This is a genomic window from Paenibacillus sp. SJS-P3 (assembly GCF_056711585.1).
In genome coordinates this window covers 1225846-1241474 of sequence record NZ_CM160043.1, presented here as the reverse complement: position 1 = coordinate 1241474, position 15629 = coordinate 1225846, and the positions used below count along the sequence as shown (strand labels likewise).

The 15629-nt window shown below is 58.5% G+C and carries 13 protein-coding genes; 6 read left to right on the top strand and 7 right to left on the bottom strand.

The window, feature by feature from the left end:
* Positions 1-366 precede the first annotated feature (366 nt).
* The 4 genes from AC06G8_RS05585 to AC06G8_RS05570 all read right to left on the bottom strand — a co-directional run bounded on the left by AC06G8_RS05585 (position 367) and on the right by AC06G8_RS05570 (position 3647).
* Positions 367-1134 carry an ABC transporter permease gene (locus AC06G8_RS05585; protein ID WP_480284664.1) on the bottom strand — a complete coding sequence of 256 codons (768 nt, stop codon included), beginning with the start codon at positions 1132-1134 and terminating at the stop codon, positions 367-369.
* Positions 1134-1913: an ABC transporter ATP-binding protein gene (locus AC06G8_RS05580; RefSeq protein ID WP_480284663.1), complete on the bottom strand. Its 780-nt coding sequence runs from the start codon at positions 1911-1913 to the stop codon at positions 1134-1136. The genes AC06G8_RS05585 and AC06G8_RS05580 overlap by 1 nt, the downstream gene beginning before the upstream one ends.
* Before the next feature lie 116 nt (positions 1914-2029).
* Positions 2030-2698: a TVP38/TMEM64 family protein gene (locus AC06G8_RS05575; protein WP_480284662.1), complete on the bottom strand. Its 669-nt coding sequence runs from the start codon at positions 2696-2698 to the stop codon at positions 2030-2032.
* 154 nt (positions 2699-2852) lie between these two features.
* Entirely contained in the window at positions 2853-3647 is a 795-nt protein-coding gene (locus AC06G8_RS05570) for a COG4705 family protein (protein ID WP_447662709.1), read from the bottom strand.
* A 143-nt stretch (positions 3648-3790) separates the two neighbouring features.
* On the opposite strand from AC06G8_RS05570, the gene AC06G8_RS05565 reads away from it, so the two are divergent.
* Entirely contained in the window at positions 3791-4492 is a 702-nt protein-coding gene (locus AC06G8_RS05565) for a response regulator transcription factor (protein ID WP_447662708.1), read from the top strand.
* A 47-nt stretch (positions 4493-4539) separates the two neighbouring features.
* Here AC06G8_RS05565 and AC06G8_RS05560 read toward each other — a convergent pair whose 3' ends face one another.
* Both AC06G8_RS05560 and AC06G8_RS05555 read right to left on the bottom strand, forming a co-directional pair.
* Positions 4540-5223, bottom strand: a complete 684-nt coding sequence (locus AC06G8_RS05560; RefSeq protein WP_447662707.1) for a response regulator transcription factor — start codon at positions 5221-5223, stop codon at positions 4540-4542.
* A complete protein-coding gene (locus AC06G8_RS05555; RefSeq protein WP_480284661.1) occupies positions 5220-6689 on the bottom strand; it encodes a sensor histidine kinase in 1470 nt (489 codons plus the stop codon). The genes AC06G8_RS05560 and AC06G8_RS05555 overlap by 4 nt, the downstream gene beginning before the upstream one ends.
* A gap of 491 nt (positions 6690-7180) precedes the next feature.
* Here AC06G8_RS05555 and AC06G8_RS05550 point away from each other — a divergent pair, with 491 nt between their 5' ends.
* The 5 genes from AC06G8_RS05550 to AC06G8_RS05530 all read left to right on the top strand — a co-directional run bounded on the left by AC06G8_RS05550 (position 7181) and on the right by AC06G8_RS05530 (position 14594).
* The gene (locus AC06G8_RS05550) at positions 7181-7783 is read left to right on the top strand and encodes an undecaprenyl-diphosphatase (protein ID WP_480284660.1); all 603 of its coding nucleotides are present in this window, start codon (positions 7181-7183) and stop codon (positions 7781-7783) included.
* Positions 7784-7861: 78 nt separating this feature from the next.
* Positions 7862-9064, top strand: a complete 1203-nt coding sequence (locus AC06G8_RS05545) for a MalY/PatB family protein (protein WP_480284659.1) — start codon at positions 7862-7864, stop codon at positions 9062-9064.
* 496 nt (positions 9065-9560) lie between these two features.
* On the top strand, positions 9561-10991 hold the full coding sequence (locus AC06G8_RS05540; protein ID WP_480284658.1) for an FAD-dependent oxidoreductase: 1431 nt from the start codon (positions 9561-9563) through the stop codon (positions 10989-10991).
* A gap of 174 nt (positions 10992-11165) precedes the next feature.
* On the top strand, positions 11166-12941 hold the full coding sequence (locus AC06G8_RS05535) for an alpha-glycosidase (RefSeq protein WP_480284657.1): 1776 nt from the start codon (positions 11166-11168) through the stop codon (positions 12939-12941).
* 561 nt (positions 12942-13502) lie between these two features.
* Positions 13503-14594, top strand: coding sequence for an amidase domain-containing protein (locus AC06G8_RS05530; protein WP_480284656.1), 1092 nt, complete (start codon positions 13503-13505; stop codon positions 14592-14594).
* Between the two features lie 62 nt (positions 14595-14656).
* Here the strand turns inward: AC06G8_RS05530 and AC06G8_RS05525 are convergent, their stop codons facing one another.
* A complete protein-coding gene (locus tag AC06G8_RS05525; RefSeq protein ID WP_480284655.1) occupies positions 14657-15628 on the bottom strand; it encodes an S-layer homology domain-containing protein in 972 nt (323 codons plus the stop codon).
* Position 15629: the final 1 nt, after the last annotated feature.

Genomic DNA, 15629 nt, shown 5'->3' with positions numbered 1-15629 from the left:
CGGTATTCCTTTTCTGGAGCGCGGGCGAGCCAGCAAAAAAAGCCGGATTCCCTTTTGAAGGGAATCCGGCGTGAAAGACAAGCAGCCGACGGAAGAAGTTGTGTCTCTGGCACATTGTGTGTCTGGCACGTTGTGTGTCTGGCACGTTGTGTTTTCCAGCATGTTGTTTTTCTAGCCTGTTGTGTCTCTCGCATGTTGTGTCTTCATCTCATGCCCAATCGTCTATCTGCATCTCCCTGTCGTATGTGTGCCGGACCTGCATGTGTCTTGCGCTGCGTGTCTGATGTACGGGTGAATATATTCCAGGGTGCGTCCCATGTACTGTACTGCTATCCGGTCATCTTGCACAGATCGTCTTCCGTTGCGTCAGTCCTCTCGTCCGCCGTAGCGGACCAGCATGCCGATGCCGTCCGAGAACAGCTTGCGGTAGGTCAGCACGCCGAGCAGCATGCTCGTGACCGCGGCCGAGCTCGTGAAAGCGAAGACGATCAGAATCTGGTAGCGGACGGCTTCCACCGGATCCGCGCCGGCGATGATCATGCCGGTCATCATGCCGGGAAGCTGGACGAGGCCGACGGTCTTCATGCCGTCGATCGTCGGAATCATGCTGTAGCGGACGGCGCGCTTCAGCGTTCCTTGAGCCGCCTGGCGCGGAGAAGCGCCGAGAGCAAGCAGCGTCTCGATCTCGCCGCGCGAGGACTCCGACTCCCGCATCAGCTGCGTCAGGAAGAGCCCGCCGGCGACCATCGCATTGCCGATCGTCATCCCGCTCAGCGGAATGATATAGCGGGGAGTAGGCTCGATGATGCCGAGCAGCAGCAGAATGCCCATCATCAGCAGCTCCGTGGCGAGCAGCGCGGCGGCGATTCTCCAGAAGATGCCGGGAATGCCCTTGCCCTTGGCGGAGGCGTTGCGGGCGGCAACGATGATCATGACCGCGATGATGGCGGCCAGCAGCCAATGGCTGCGGCTTTCGAATACAGCCTGGAGCACGTAGCCGACTGCCAGCAGCTGCACCGCCGCGCGGATCGTTCCGACGGCGATGCCTTTCTCGAGGCCGAGCTTTTGCCAATAAGAGATGAACATGGCGATCATGATGAACAGAACCGTAAAGGCCAGCGCCGTATAAGACATCAGCTTTCCTCCGCCCCGCTTTCCACAGGCTCGTCCAAGGATGGCCCCTTGCCCTGATACTCCAGCCCCTCGGGGGTTCCCGGACGGGAGAAGAACCGGCCGGTATCGGCATCCTCCAGAATCGTATTCCTCGCCATGAACCAGATTCGGCTGCTCACCCGGGCTGCCTGTTCCTGGTCATGGGAAATCCACAGCATGCCGGTTCCATGCTCCGATCCCCATCTCGACAGCAGCTTCTCGATGGACATCGCGCTGCCATGATCGAGAGAAGCCGTAATCTCATCCAGCAGCAGGAAATGCGGCTTGAGCAGAAGCGAGCGGATCAAGGACAGCCTTTGCTTCTCTCCTCCGGACAGCTCCGATGCATCCTTGCCGGGATCGATCTCTCCAAGCCCCGCTTCATCCAGCAAGGCATAGGCCTGTTCGCGCTGAAATGGCAGCCCGTGCAGCGCGCTTGGGGCAGCCAGATTAAATTCGACGCTGCCCGGCAGCATCACCGGGGTCTGGGACACGTACGCGACCTGCCTGCGCCACAGCCGCGGCTCCATATCGGCGCAGAACTTCCCGTCGAGCGCGACGGAGCCGGAATCCGCCTGCTCAAGCAGCGAAAGGATCCGCAGCAGCGTGCTCTTCCCCTGTCCCGAACGTCCCAGCACGACGACGGTTTCCCCGCTGGATACCGACCCGCTGACTTCTTGGAACAACATCCGCCTGCCTCCGTCAGCCTTCTTCGCGGGGAGGCTCTTCGCGAGCCTCTCCATCTTCAGGATATGAGTCAAGTCCCGTTTCCTCCCGTCAGCCCGTCGATCCGGTGATGCCGGCCGGGCCATGATGGGTCTCATTCTACCTCAGACCTTACAGGCGGACAAGCAGCCCGCTATGAATTTGTTCCTCTCTACGGAGCTGGCGCCGCCCCCTTTTTTCCGGCCCGGCGTCCATATCTGGAGTAGCGCCAGCCGGCGGCTGCCAGCAGGAGCAGCAGGACGGCGGAGGCAGCCACCCCCGCGAGCGATCCTTTTTTAACCCCAGCATACAGCAAGATCATGGCGAGATGGAACGGAATCAGCCCGACCAGTGAAGTCCAAATGAAGGTACGAAAACGGACTCCCGTCATCCCGCAGGCATAGTTCACCAGATGGTAAGGCAGCAGCCGGGCGATCAGCAGGCTGATCCCGTTTCCCCGGCTGAGCAGCTCCTCTGCCTTGGCATACAGGCGGCCCGAGCCGACGCTATGCCGCAGCGGCGCCGCCAGCATGCCGGCGAGCCAATAGGAGCCGGCCGCGCCGAGCACGCCGCCGGCATACGAGAGCACGCCGCCCCGGACGGCTCCATACATTTCCATCAGCAGGACCGACGTGAATTCTCCCGGCACCGGCGCGATATTTACGGCGGTCTGCACAAGCAGGCCGATCAGCGCTCCTATCCATCCGAACTGGCGGAAGTGGAGGAGGAGCGCTTTCGTTTCCCCCGAACGGATCAAGTAAGCCATGACCGCGCAGAGGAGCGCGAGCAGAAAGACGTTCCGAATCATATTCTTGACGGGCAACGATGAATGGCTGGACATCGGCTGTCCTCCTTCCTTCAGGCTTCGTCTGCTCCCCGGCCAAGAACCGCCCTGCCGCCTTTTGCGGCAGGGAGCGCGATTGGGTTGGCGATGAGGCTGCAAGGGTCCCGATCCCGCTCGTGGCGGGAATGCAGCCGGCTGCATTGTTCCCGAATCAAGATTTCTGTTCCAGGGAAGCTGAGGCTCCGAAGTCATCGTGGCGGGTCTTCGTCAAATAGGCGACCAGTGCGATAATCGCCAGCAAAAAGAAGAAGCTGATGCCGCTTGTCCCCCATCCCAGGCCGCCGTCATCGTTCGGCTGAGTAAGATAGTCGCCGAGGGAAGCGCCCAGCGGGCGAGTCAGGATATAGGCCGCCCAGAACGCAGGCACGGCTGCGGACGGGCGTATCCTGCTGGCCAGATAGGTGAGGGCGGTCAAAGCGGCGACGATAACAGCAGCTTCCAGGTAGCCGAGGCCGAGCCCTTCCGACAGCAGGTCGCCGGCAGCCGTCCCGAAGGCGAATGTGAACAGGATGGACAGCCAGTAGAAAGCTTCTCTCCTCGGCGTGCGTACCGAATGGATGGAAAGCGTTTTTTCCGAGGCATGCCAGAGGAAGAAAACGACCGCGAGCAGCACGGCGAACAAAAGGCTGGAGAGCTCCAGCGGCACGCCCAGGCTATCGGTCAGATTATCCGTGATCAGCGTGCCGGTTACGCTGATCAGCACGACCGTGAGCCAATACGTCCAGGGAACGTACCGGCTGCTCCGGAATTGAAGCACCAGCGCTCCAATCAAGATCGCTGCCGTGACCAAGGTCGTATTGGCCAGACCAAGCCCAAGTCCTTCGTTCAGAAAATCTGCGGCCGTCTCGCCGACGGTAGTCGCCATGATTTTGATGAGCCAAAAATAAATCGTAATTCGCGGGACTTTGATATCCCCTAAGCCTGCCTCGGAATTTGCCGTTCTCATGCCGACTTCCCCTTTCGCTATCGCATAATCGAGATCAGTCTAGCCTCCGTTGATTAGAAAACGGTAAGAGATGTCGCCGCTTCACTTTTATTTAAGAAACCGAAGCTACAATCAGTTCCATAGAGGGAAGGAGAGAGGACGGCATGCATGTTCTAGTCGTGGATCACGAGCCGAGGACGAGACGCCGGCTCATGCAGGAACTTGGGCGGAGCGGCTACCGGACCGAAGCGGCTTGCAACGGACGGGACGGCTTGGACAAAGCCATGAATGGGAAATGGGATCTTATTCTGCTGGATGCGAAGCTGCCCGGCCTCAGCGGATTGGAAGTGCTCGCTCGAATCCGCAACCTGGATGAGCATACGCCGGTCATCATGCTGAATGCCGCCAAGTCTCTTTCCGACAAGGTGGCCGGTCTTGACGGGGGAGCCGACGATTATCTCGTCAGGCCCTTCGAGATGGAAGAGCTGCTGGCGAGAATCCGCCGCTGCCTTCGGACCGGAACCGCCGCTCCTCCCCGGCATGGAGCGGCGGGGCGGAGGCTCGGGACAGGAGGGCTCCTGGTCGATACGGACAATAGGGAGGCATTCTTATATGGCAAGTCTCTTCGCCTTACGACCAAGGAGTACGACTTGCTAAGCTGCCTGCTCAGCCACAGAGGGCAAGCCCTGTCACGCGACCAGATCCTCGATTCGGTATGGGGGTATGATTTTGAAGGCGGTCCTAAAATTGTCGACGTCTATGTCGGCTACCTGCGCAAAAAAACCGGAAACGGCGGCGGCAAAAGCAGCTCCGTGATCGAGACGGTGCGAGGCTTCGGCTATCGCATCCGGCGGGAATACAAATGAAAAGAAGCGCCTGTGCCGCTGCGTCGGCCAAGGCGCTTCTTGACGTTCTATTCGCGGAACCGATACCCGGATCCCCATAACGTCTCAATATAAGGCTCTTCCGTCTTGCCGTATTCGATCTTCTCGCGGATCTTGCGGATATGCACCGTCACGGTCTGGGCGTCTCCCAGCGCTTCGAGTCCCCAGATCCGGTCGAACAGCTGGTCCTTGCTGTACACCCGGTTCGGATTGGAAGCCAGAAAATACAAGAGATCAAACTCTTTGGTCGTCAGCACAACCTCCTCGTCCCGGACGAAAACCCGTCTGGAATCGGGTTCGATACGCAGCTGATTGACCTGGATCTCGCGCGTGGCTCCCCTTCCGATCAGCCGCTCGTAGCGGGACAGATGGGCTTTCACTCTCGCTACGAGCTCAGCCGGCTTGAAGGGCTTCACGATGTAGTCATCCGCACCGAGCCCGAGGCCTCTGATCATATCGACGTCCTCGCGGCGCGCCGTCACGATCAAGACCGGAATATCCAGGCTCTCCCGGAATTGGCGGCACACGTCGAAGCCGTTCAGCTTCGGAAGCATCACATCCAGCACGATCAGATCGTATCGGCCCGTAAGCCCCATTTCCAAGCCCGCTTCTCCGTCTGCGGCGATATCGGCGTGGAATCCGTTGATTTCCATATAGTCCCGCTGCAGCCCGGCAATGCTGGGCTCGTCCTCGACGATCAATATCCGCTTCATTTCTCCGCCTCCTTGGCATATGCTGCTGGCAGCGTCAGCTTGATGCAGGTTCCTTGTCCAGGTACGCTGCCGGCTTCAATGCTTCCGCCGAGTCCTTCCATAATCTGCTTGGCGATGGCCAGCCCAAGCCCCGTGCCGCCTGTCTCGGCATTTCGAGATTCCTCCGCGCGGAAGAAACGGTCGAAGATGAAAGGGAGAGCTTCGGACGGGATTCCCGGACCGTTGTCCCCGACCTCAAGCACGGCGCGATCCCCGTCCGCATGCACCCGAACCGCAATCGCCAGCTCCGGCTTATCTCCATGCTTGAGGCTGTTCTGAACGATATTCCCGAGTACGCGCTTGAATTTCTCCCTGTCGATTCGGACCCGCCATTCCGGTCCAGCCTCGATCTCCGCCTCCAGCCTCGCTCCCTGCTTTTCGAGCTCGATCGCCAGCTCATCGGCCCAGTCGGCCGCGAATGCGGCCAGAGGAACTTCCTCGAAGTGGAACGGAATCGCCTTGAGGTCAAGCTTCGAATACAGGAAGAGCTCCTCGATCAAATGGCTCATCTCCGCGGTTTTCAATGAGATGGTCTGCAAATAACGCTCCGTCTTTTCCGGAGAATTGGCGACGCCTTCCAAAATTCCGTCCACATATCCCTGAATGGACGTCAGCGGCGTCCGCAGATCATGGGATATGCTCGTGATAAGCTCCTTGCGGTTGTCTTCATATTGCCGCTGCACGCGGATGGAATGCTGCAGCCGGCTCCTCATGTTCTCGAAGGCGATTCCGAGCCGGCCGATCTCGTCCTTGCCGGCGATGTCGACCGAGAAATCCAGATTACCTTCCGTAATTTCCCCGGCTGCGCGCTCCAGCCTGCTCAGCGGCCGGATAATCCGCCGGGACATCAGGCTCGTCAGCAAGAGATGTGTCGCCACCAGGATGAACAGCAGCGAGACGAACAGCAGCGGAAACAGCTTCCTGGCCGCGAATAGAAGCGGGTCGGTCCGCCTGAGCAGGAAGAGGCTTCCCTGATCCCCCTCCGCCGTCAGGAAGTTGTACTGCCGGGCCGTATACAGCTCGCCTTCGTAGGTTATCGCAGGAAGCCCGCGTGCCTCGTGTCCGTCCGTGTAGGCAGGGAGGGTGCCCAGGAGCGCATCCTTGCCGCGGATTGCGGCAGACACATAGAAAGGCTGGCCGTCAACGCGTACAAACAGCGCCTGGCCCTCGCTGGACAAGCCTCCGGCGAGATCGTCCAGATAGCCCTGATCGGTCAGAAGCGCTCGATTTCGGGCAATCGTATGCTTGAGCAGCGAGTCGTAATTGTCCTCATCCAGGCTTTCCAGCTGCGCCTTGAATATCGTCTTGAGCGGCACGAGCTCCCCGCGGAAGACGAATACGAGCAGCAGGGCTGTCATCAGCATCAGCAGCAGCGGAACGACAAGCATGGCGGCATAAGAGAGAAGCAGCTTAACACGTATGGACATCGTCATCCGCTCCGGTTTCCTTCGGCCTGCACCGTTCAAGCTCAAGCCTCTTTACGGACAAACATAAGGGATTCGAATCCAAAAAACAAGGCTGGAGCCGAGGCCATGCCGAGGCCGTAAGCGTTTCGACGCCGGGAAGCGAAACATGGCAGGCCAAGTGGATCCGCCCTGATGACAGCCGTTAATTCCCCTCCGGAGGAAAGCCGGGACGACATCGGCTGCCGGCCCGCGCAAGCTGGCTTTTCTCCCGGAAGGTACAATTTGCTTATGAGGAACAACAGGTGACAACGCCGATCCGCAAGCCCGAATACCTCAACCGTTTCTTCCATCTGATCCCCGCCTTTCTCCTGCCCAGCATACGCTCCCGCTCTGAACATTCTGTGAAGCGTTTATTAAATCATTCTTAACTGTCCGTCTTCCCCCGCTTCATAAAATGTTCATAATCGCTTCGTATAGTGGAATCTAACCTCTAATGCGAAAGGTGATCATCCATGAATGAACGAATCTTCGAACTCATCAACGGTTGGGCCGGCCGATATGCCTGGCTGGACAGCCTTATGATCTTCTGTGCGGAATATCTCGTATTCGTGATGCTCGGCATCCTGGCTCTGCTGTGGCTGACCGGTCGCGAGCGCAATCAAAAGGCGGTATTTCAAGCTTGCTTGGCAGCCGCGCTCGCGCTGCTGGTCGGCATGTTCCTCATCTCTCCCGCCGTGAACCATCCGCGCCCTTTCGTCGCTTCCGAGCAAGTGCATCAGCTGGTCGCGCACACTGCCGACGCTTCGTTTCCGAGCGACCACTCCACGCTCGCCTTCGCTCTGGCAGCCAGCGTCATGTTCGTCAAGCGGCGCACCGGCTTGCTGCTGCTCGCCATGGCGCTCTTGACCGGCCTCGGCCGCGTCTTCGTCGGCGTCCACTATCCCGCCGATATCGCCGGCGCTGCGCTTCTCTCGCTGCTCGCCGCGCTCGCCGTATACGTGCTGAGAAAACGCATCGATGCGTTTTTTGCTCCCTTCATCAGGCTGTATCGTCGGTTGATGCGGAACACGGCAACGCCTCGGACGGCCGAGGAGGCAAAGAAGCTTTCGTCCTGACGGAAGCCAAGACTTGATTCAAGCCGTATAATAGAGAGAACTGCCGTCAGCAAGCAAAGGAAAGGGGCTCTTCTCTTTATGACCATCCCATCTTCGCGTTTTGACCAGCTCCATGCGTTCGATTCCATCTCCTCCGAGAAATGGGGGCTCCATCCCGGCAAAGACATCCTGCCGCTGTGGGTGGCGGACATGGATTTCGCCGCGCCGCCCGCCGTCCTCGAGGCGCTCCAGCAGCGTCTGTCGCAAGGCGTGCTCGGGTATACGAACATCTCCTCAGCGTACAAAGACGCGGTTGCCGCATGGATGGGGCGCCGCCACGGCTGGGAAGTCGATCCGAGATGGATCCGCTTCTGTCCAGGAGTCGTCACTTCCCTCGGCGTCATCATCCGCGCCTGCACGGCGCCGGGAGACCGGATCCTCATCCAGCCGCCCGTATATCCGCCGTTCCACAGCATTGTCTCGGACAACGGCCGCGAGCTTGCGCTCAACCCTCTGCTCGTCGATTCCGACGGCTCCTACCGGATCAACTTCGACGAGCTGGAGGAAATGACGGCCGACAGTTCCGTGAAAATGCTTATTCTATGCCATCCCCATAATCCTGTCGGCAGGGTCTGGTCCCGCGCCGAATTGGACAGGCTGTCGGAGCTGTGCCTGAGCCGGGGCATCCTGGTCGTGTCGGATGAAATCCACGGTGATCTCGTCCATGGAGAGCAAGCCTTCATTCCTTATGCCTCCTTGTCCCCGGCTGCCGCCTCATGCTCCGTCATCTGCACGGCGCCGAGCAAGAGCTTCAACATCGCCGGCTTGAACACCTCCAACATCATCGTTCCGGACGACGGACTCCGCAGCCTGATCACGGAGGAGCTGCGCCGCTGCTCGCTCGGCTCCATCTCCGTCTTCGGCTACGCGGCGACCAAAGCCGCCTACGGGGAAGGAGAGGAGTGGCTGGACGAGGCGCTGGCCTACATCCGGGGCAATCTGGCCTATGTCGCTTCTTTCATCGAAGAGCATATCCCTGAGATCTCCGTCAAGCTGCCTGACGGCACCTACCTGCTGTGGCTGGACTGTTCGGGGCTGGGGCTGGAGGATGCCGCCCTGCACCGGTTCTTCCTCGACGAAGCCCGGCTCCAGCTCAGCGCCGGCACGGCCTTCGGCAGCGGCGGCGCCGGCCATATGCGGCTGAACGCCGCTTGTCCGCGCTCCATCCTCGAGGAAGCGATGTCCCGTCTCGCCGATGCCGCGCAGCGGCTTCGGTCCGGCCAGCTGGCGAAGCCGGAATAACGAGCTCATCCCGTATCCATCCGGACTCAAGTTCCTACGCCCCTCGCGCGCCGCGCGAGGGGCGTTGCTGTCTGCCGCGCCTCTCTGCAGCTAGCCTTGACGCTATGATCATTCGAATTCTGCGGCAGCCCTGGCTTCCGTCCAAGCTCCCCGGCAGCTTCAATGCCATGCCTGATCCATATTCCCCATTCCTATCGGTTTCCACGGCGTTCGACAGCCGGCAGAACGGTACCGCATGTCACAAATTCGCAATATTCCCGAAGTCCGCGCCTATTGCATTCCCCTTCCGGCAGGTGTAAGATAAAGCCATGAAGAGATTGTGATTTATTTCACAACTTATTGCGGCGGTCTTGCCCATCCCAACCACGCTGGCCGAACTTATCCGGCCGAGGCCTCTCTCACACCGGCTCGTGGAAGCAAGGCCGCTGCTTTATCGGATAGTATGTGATTTATTTCACAATCAAATCCAATTTAAACCCTCCGGGAGGAATTCACGATGAAAATAGCCGTTATTGGATGTACGCATGCTGGCACCGCCGCCGTCAAGACGATCGCCGCCGAGCACCCTCAGGCCGACATCACCGTATACGAACGCAATGACAACATCTCGTTCTTGTCCTGCGGCATCGCCCTCCATGTGGGCGGCGTCGTGAAGGATCCCGACAGCTTGTTCTACAGCCGGCCGCAGCAGCTCGCGGAGCTCGGCGTCACGACCCGCATGCTGCATGAGGTCATGCAGGTAGACACGGAGGCCAAGACGCTCACCGTCCGCAGCCTCGAGACGGGAGAGGAGTTCCGCGACAGTTACGACAAGCTGGTCGTCACAACCGGCTCGTGGCCGGTCGTTCCCCGAATGGAAGGAATCGGCCTCGACAACATCCAGCTGTGCAAAAACTATTTCCACGCCAAAGAAATCATCTCGCGCTCGAAGGATGCGCGCCGGGTAGCCGTCATCGGAGCCGGCTACATCGGCATCGAGCTCGCCGAAGCGTTCCGGGAGCTCGGCAAGGAAGTCGTCCTGCTCGACAATATGGACCGCGTCATGGCCAAATACCTGGATGCCGAGTTCACGACGCTGGCCGAAGAGGAATTGGCGGGCCACGGCATCCGCACCGCCCTGGGCGAGATGGTGACGGGCTTCGAGGGAGAGGACGGCCGCGTGCAGCGGGTGATGACGGCCGGCAGCAGCTACGAGGCCGATCTCGTCGTGCTCTGCATCGGGTTCCGCCCCGGCACGGATCTGCTGAAGGGGCAGATCGACATGCTGGACAACGGCGCCATTCTCGTCGACGATTACATGCGCACGAGCAACCCTGACGTGCTGGCCGCAGGCGACAGCTGCGCCGTGCGCTACAATCCTACGGGCAAGCAGGCGTACATCCCGCTGGCCACCAACGCGGTGCGGATGGGAACGCTGGTCGGCAAAAACCTGCTGGAGCCGCTCGTCCGCTACGGGGGCACGCAGGGCACATCGGGCATCAAGCTGTTCGATCTCAACATCGCCTCGACCGGCATGACCGAGGAAGCCGCCAAGGCTGCGGGAATCGTCGCAGCCGCCGTCACAGTCCGGGAAGCCAGCCGCCCCGAATTCATGCCCGATTATGAGGATGTCCTGCTCAAGCTTGTATATGAATCGGACTCGGGACGCATACTGGGGGCACAGGTCATGTCGAAGGCCGATCTTACCCAAGCCGCCAATACGTTGTCGGTATGCATCCAGAACCGGATGACGGCCGAGGATCTCGCGTATGCCGACTTCTTCTTCCAGCCGCATTACAACCATCCGTGGAACCTGCTCAACAAGGCGGGGCATGCAGCCGAGCGCCAGCGCGCCGAGGCTGCGCCGGAGACCGCTCCGGAGACCATTACGGAAACCGCTCCGGCCGAAGAGGCCCGGAATGACGGGCACAATCGAAAAACCGCCTAAGAAGCGGCATTCGTATTGTCAACAAAGCCGCTGATAAGGTATAATCGGTAAAAAGACAAAGGCAATGTTACCCGCTGAAAAAGTAAGGTACAACCTCGCGAGCAATCTTCGCGCCCGGTTGTGCCTTTTTTGCATGTGACTTGTTTTTGCCATCTCTAGGGAGGCTTGCGCCGCATGAATCTTGAGTCCATTCTCCACCGCCCGAAGGCCAACTGGGCTTATGGCTACGACACCCGCACGATCCATATCCGCCTGCGCACCAAGAAAGACGACATGGACGAGGTCATTCTCATCCATGGCGACAAATACGCCTGGGACCGCACCGTCTCCCGTCTCGTCATGAAAAAGCTTCCGAGCGACGACCGCTTCGATTACTGGCAGGGCGAGGTCCAGCCTTCCCTGCGCCGTCTCCGCTACGCTTTCCTGCTTCGATCTGCAGGCGAAGAACTGTACTTCGAAGAAAAGGGCTTCCGCGAGGATGAGCCGCTGGATCCGAACGGCATGTTCGACTTCCCTTATTTGAACGCTGTCGACGTGTACACGCCGCCGGCATGGGTGAAGGACGCCGTCTTCTACCAGATCTTCCCGGAGCGCTTCGCCAACGGCGACACCTCCAACGATCCGGAAGGCGTGCTGCCTTGGGGCGGCGTACCGAAGCCGGACAATTTCTTCGGGGGCGACCTGCAGGGCATCCTCGATCATCTCGACCATCTCCAGGAGCTCGGCATCACGGCCATTTACTTCAACCCGTTGTTCCAGGCGACGACGAACCATAAATACGATACTTCCGACTACATGAAGGTCGATTCCCACTTCGGCACGAACGAGCTGCTCAAGCAGCTGGTCGACGCCTGCCATGAGCGCGGCATCCGCGTCATGCTCGACGCCGTATTCAACCATAGCGGCAAGGAATTCCTGCCTTTCAAGGATGTGCAGAAGAACGGCGAAAAATCCAAGTACGCGGACTGGTTCCACGTCATGGAATGGCCAATCGCGGTCAAGGACGGACTGCCGACCTATGAGACGTTCGCCTTCGAGCCGCTCATGCCGAAGCTGAACACGGAGCATCCGGAAGTGAAGGAGTATCTGCTCGGCGCGGCCAAATACTGGATCGAGGAAATCGGCATCGACGGCTGGCGTCTTGACGTCGCCAACGAAGTCGACATGCACTTCTGGCGCGACTTCCGCAAGACGATCAAGGCCGTCAATCCGGATGCCTACATCCTCGGCGAGATTTTCCACGACTCCTTGCCCTGGCTTCAGGGCGACCAGTTCGACGCCGTCATGAACTACCCGCTCACCAAACTCGTCGTGGACTACGCCGCCAAAGGCGAAATCGACGGGCAAGTATTCGCCCACAAGATCGGCGAGCTGTTCGCCAGCTATCCGGATCAGGCCAATGAAGCCGCATTCAACCTGCTCGACAGCCATGATACCGAGCGCCTGCTCACGCTGTGCGGCGGCAGCAAGGAACGGATGAAGCTCGCCACCCTGCTCCAGTTCGTCTTCCCCGGCGCGCCTTGCATCTACTACGGCGACGAAGTCGGCCTGGACGGCGACGGCGACCCGGATTGCCGCAAATGCATGGAATGGGACGAGGACAAGCAGGACCGCGACCTGTTCCGCCACTTCCAGCAGCTGATCGCCATCCGCAAGGAGCATCGCGCGCTCCGCAGCGGCGGAACGCTCTGCTTCATCCATGCGGCCGAAGGCGACGACCTGCTCGTCATCGAGCGCAAGGATGAGCATGACCACTTCCTGATCGCGGTCAACTCGGGCGATGAAGCCGCTTCTGTCCTGCTGCCTGTGCAGCAAGGCCAATGGTCCGAGCTTCTGGGAAGCACGGCCCTTGCCGCAGCAGCCGGCAAGCTGAAGATCGAGCTGCCTGCGCACGGCTTCGCGCTGCTGCGCTCGGCGCCGCATACGAACCCGGTCGTCATCGGCTTGTAGGCACTGCCAAGGACTTCCCCATCATACCGTGGGGAAGTCCTTTTTGTTTTGGTCATGTTTTAAGCCGATATTGCCCGCCCTGGAAGCAGAGCCGCTATACAATGAAGGTACTATATCCGGAGGTGTTCCTCATGCAAAAAGCCACATCTGTCCTCAGTTCTGTCCCCAGCGCGAAAACGATATCCAATCGCGGCATGAGGCGATAAAAGGCTGATCGCAGCTGCTCATGCCTGCGCTTGCCTTGTATGCCCGCATCCGGCGGATCCCATAAGCTTTAGGCGTCCCGTTCCGTCATGATGACGAAAGCGGGACGCCTTTTAGCGCTCGGAAAGTTCCAAGAGAACCCGGGAACTCCATCATAGAAATGAAGCCAAAGCAGGAAGCGCATAGTGAAAACCTTTCCCGAAGGATGTCAGAGAAAGTCTTTTTACATCAGCCGGTGACGCTTTGTCCATGCTTGAGCCATACTCAGGGCATGGTTCGTCCTTAAACCCTATATACTTACATTTTATTCCTTATTATATAATTAAGTTGTAATTATTCTCCTAAGGAGGTTTTAGTTTGAAATTCTATCGGACAGGCATGCTCTCCCTTGTTGTCGGCCTTTTTGTCAGCTCCGTCCCTATGGCGATGGCTGCGCCGGACGCCAGCCCCGATACCGCTCTTCAGGCAGCGGCCGCCCAGACGGTGCAAGATTACGTGCAGAAAGCCTACGCCCCCTATTACACCATCGACGCCTACGATTCCAATGCCAAGTCGTTCAGCATCACGGATGGAATGCTCCGCGCCCAAATCGACATTCATCTGGTTAAAACGCTGAGATCAAAGTCTGTAGAGGAAATTCCCTACGTTCAGGGCCTCATGAAGGGAGCGGAAACGCTCAAGCTGTCCAAAGACCGGAAAGCCGCCCAAGCAGAGAGCTACGTGGAAAAGAGAAAAAAGGAATTTCAGGAATATATCGGCGCCAAGCAGGAGCAAAACGATTCCTTCCTGCTCACGGCTCAAGTAAAAGACGGGGCCATTGAAGCTTCCACGTTGAAGCTGGAGTTCCAGAACGTGGAGGATTGGATTCCAGCGTCTGCATTCGTGCCGGCATCGCCATCCGCACTTGCGCTGAGCGGAGAACAGGATTTATCCGCAGCCGCCTCGGATTCCATCTCCATCAAGCCCTCGGCAGCCGCAGCGGCCGTCACCTACGACCGTCTAGCCGCCCGGGATTACGCCAACAAGTGGACGTCGGAGAGATCACCGGGAGACCCTGATCCGACTAAATACAATACCAAAGAGTACGGCACGTATTACGACAACGACTGCGCCAACTTCGTCTCGCAAGCGCTGAAAGCGGGCGGTATCCCGACCGATACGACTTGGAAGCCTTACACGATCGCGTGGATAAATACGGGTCAAAATAGAGATGACGGACTTATGGATTACATGGTCGGAACCAAGGGGTATTTCAAAAAAGCGACAAAAACGACCACTGCGGCTGGAGGGATCATCAATGATATTCAACAAGGCAACTCCCATGTCATGATGGTTGTCGCCAATGACGGGACAACCATGACTTACAGCGCCCACACGACGGATCGGTTAAAGCACTCTTTCGCCACTTTCTCAACTTCTGCATATGAATTCTACGTTTTCAATTCCTAAGCGAAAACGGACCAAGGGGGAGGCGAAAAGCCTCCCCCTTGGTCCGTACGCCCGCCTGCAGCCTATTTGATAAACTCAAATGTCGACCAGAAACGGAAAGCTTCCTTGGCCATTTTTTGATAGGCATCCGTTTCTGTCTTATCCTCTGGATCCCACTCCACATCCGTTGGAGGCGCAAAGACATATACCTGACCCTCCAGCTCGCCAAGAACATGGAGATTGGGATATTCGCCGACAACATTTTCTTTGTTGGCTTCCCAATCTTCTTTCGGCCTTGTGGAGATGGCGAAAACAATTCCTCCAAAACGGCTTTTAGGCACTCTAGTAAAGTATAAGATATCCTTTTCAGAATCCTTTTCGACCTCAAATGAATTTTTCCAGCTCAGCGGCATCGCCAGAGTGAACTTGTATTTCTCGTTTCGATAGACAAACACGTTTTCGCTGCGATCATAGCTTTGCTTGTCCTCCGGCGCCGCTTTCAGCTCCGGCAGCTTCTCCTTCAGACGCTGGATGAACGTGACTGCCTCCGCCCGCGTCAAAGGCTTCTCTTTGCCGTAACCGGCTACCGTTTTCCGGGTCTGGCCGCTGGCCAGATCGGTGTCGAGCAGGTATTGCACGGAGTCGTCTTCGTTATAGTTCCTGCCGGATGCGTTGACCGCCAGGCTTGCTGCCTGCCCGCGGCTCAAGACGCCTCCTTTCGAGAGCAGCTTCCACCCCTTGCCTTTGGCATAGGCTACGTAAGCGGCATCCCACGGAGAGCCAGAGCCGGATGGATTGAAATCCTCCGGCTGATAAGCCCGCTCCAGCATAGCCAGCCACTCGCTCTGCGTGACGCTCTGGGCAGGGTGAAAGGAATGATCGGGATAACCGGTTACGATTCCATCTGCGACTGCTTTCTGAATGCTGTCATAAGCCCAAGAGCTTTTCTTCACATCCGTAAAACCGGCTTCTGCAGCCATTGTTTGACCCGCAATAGAGGCGCACACACTAAAAGCTGCCAGCATCGCTGCCAAACGTTTCTTTCTCGAATTCATC

Bases quoted from the DNA above. Each gene is read 5' to 3' on its own strand.
- AC06G8_RS05550 (WP_480284660.1), top strand. From the start codon at position 7,181: ATGAATGAACGAATCTTCGAACTCATCAACGGTTGGGCCGGCCGATAT.
- AC06G8_RS05570 (WP_447662709.1), bottom strand. From the start codon at position 3,647: ATGAGAACGGCAAATTCCGAGGCAGGCTTAGGGGATATCAAAGTCCCG.
- AC06G8_RS05540 (WP_480284658.1), top strand. From the start codon at position 9,561: ATGAAAATAGCCGTTATTGGATGTACGCATGCTGGCACCGCCGCCGTC.
- AC06G8_RS05535 (WP_480284657.1), top strand. From the start codon at position 11,166: ATGAATCTTGAGTCCATTCTCCACCGCCCGAAGGCCAACTGGGCTTAT.
- AC06G8_RS05575 (WP_480284662.1), bottom strand. From the start codon at position 2,698: ATGTCCAGCCATTCATCGTTGCCCGTCAAGAATATGATTCGGAACGTC.
- AC06G8_RS05555 (WP_480284661.1), bottom strand. From the start codon at position 6,689: ATGTCCATACGTGTTAAGCTGCTTCTCTCTTATGCCGCCATGCTTGTC.
- AC06G8_RS05545 (WP_480284659.1), top strand. From the start codon at position 7,862: ATGACCATCCCATCTTCGCGTTTTGACCAGCTCCATGCGTTCGATTCC.
- AC06G8_RS05525 (WP_480284655.1), bottom strand. From the start codon at position 15,628: ATGAATTCGAGAAAGAAACGTTTGGCAGCGATGCTGGCAGCTTTTAGT.
- AC06G8_RS05560 (WP_447662707.1), bottom strand. From the start codon at position 5,223: ATGAAGCGGATATTGATCGTCGAGGACGAGCCCAGCATTGCCGGGCTG.
- AC06G8_RS05585 (WP_480284664.1), bottom strand. From the start codon at position 1,134: ATGTCTTATACGGCGCTGGCCTTTACGGTTCTGTTCATCATGATCGCC.
- AC06G8_RS05565 (WP_447662708.1), top strand. From the start codon at position 3,791: ATGCATGTTCTAGTCGTGGATCACGAGCCGAGGACGAGACGCCGGCTC.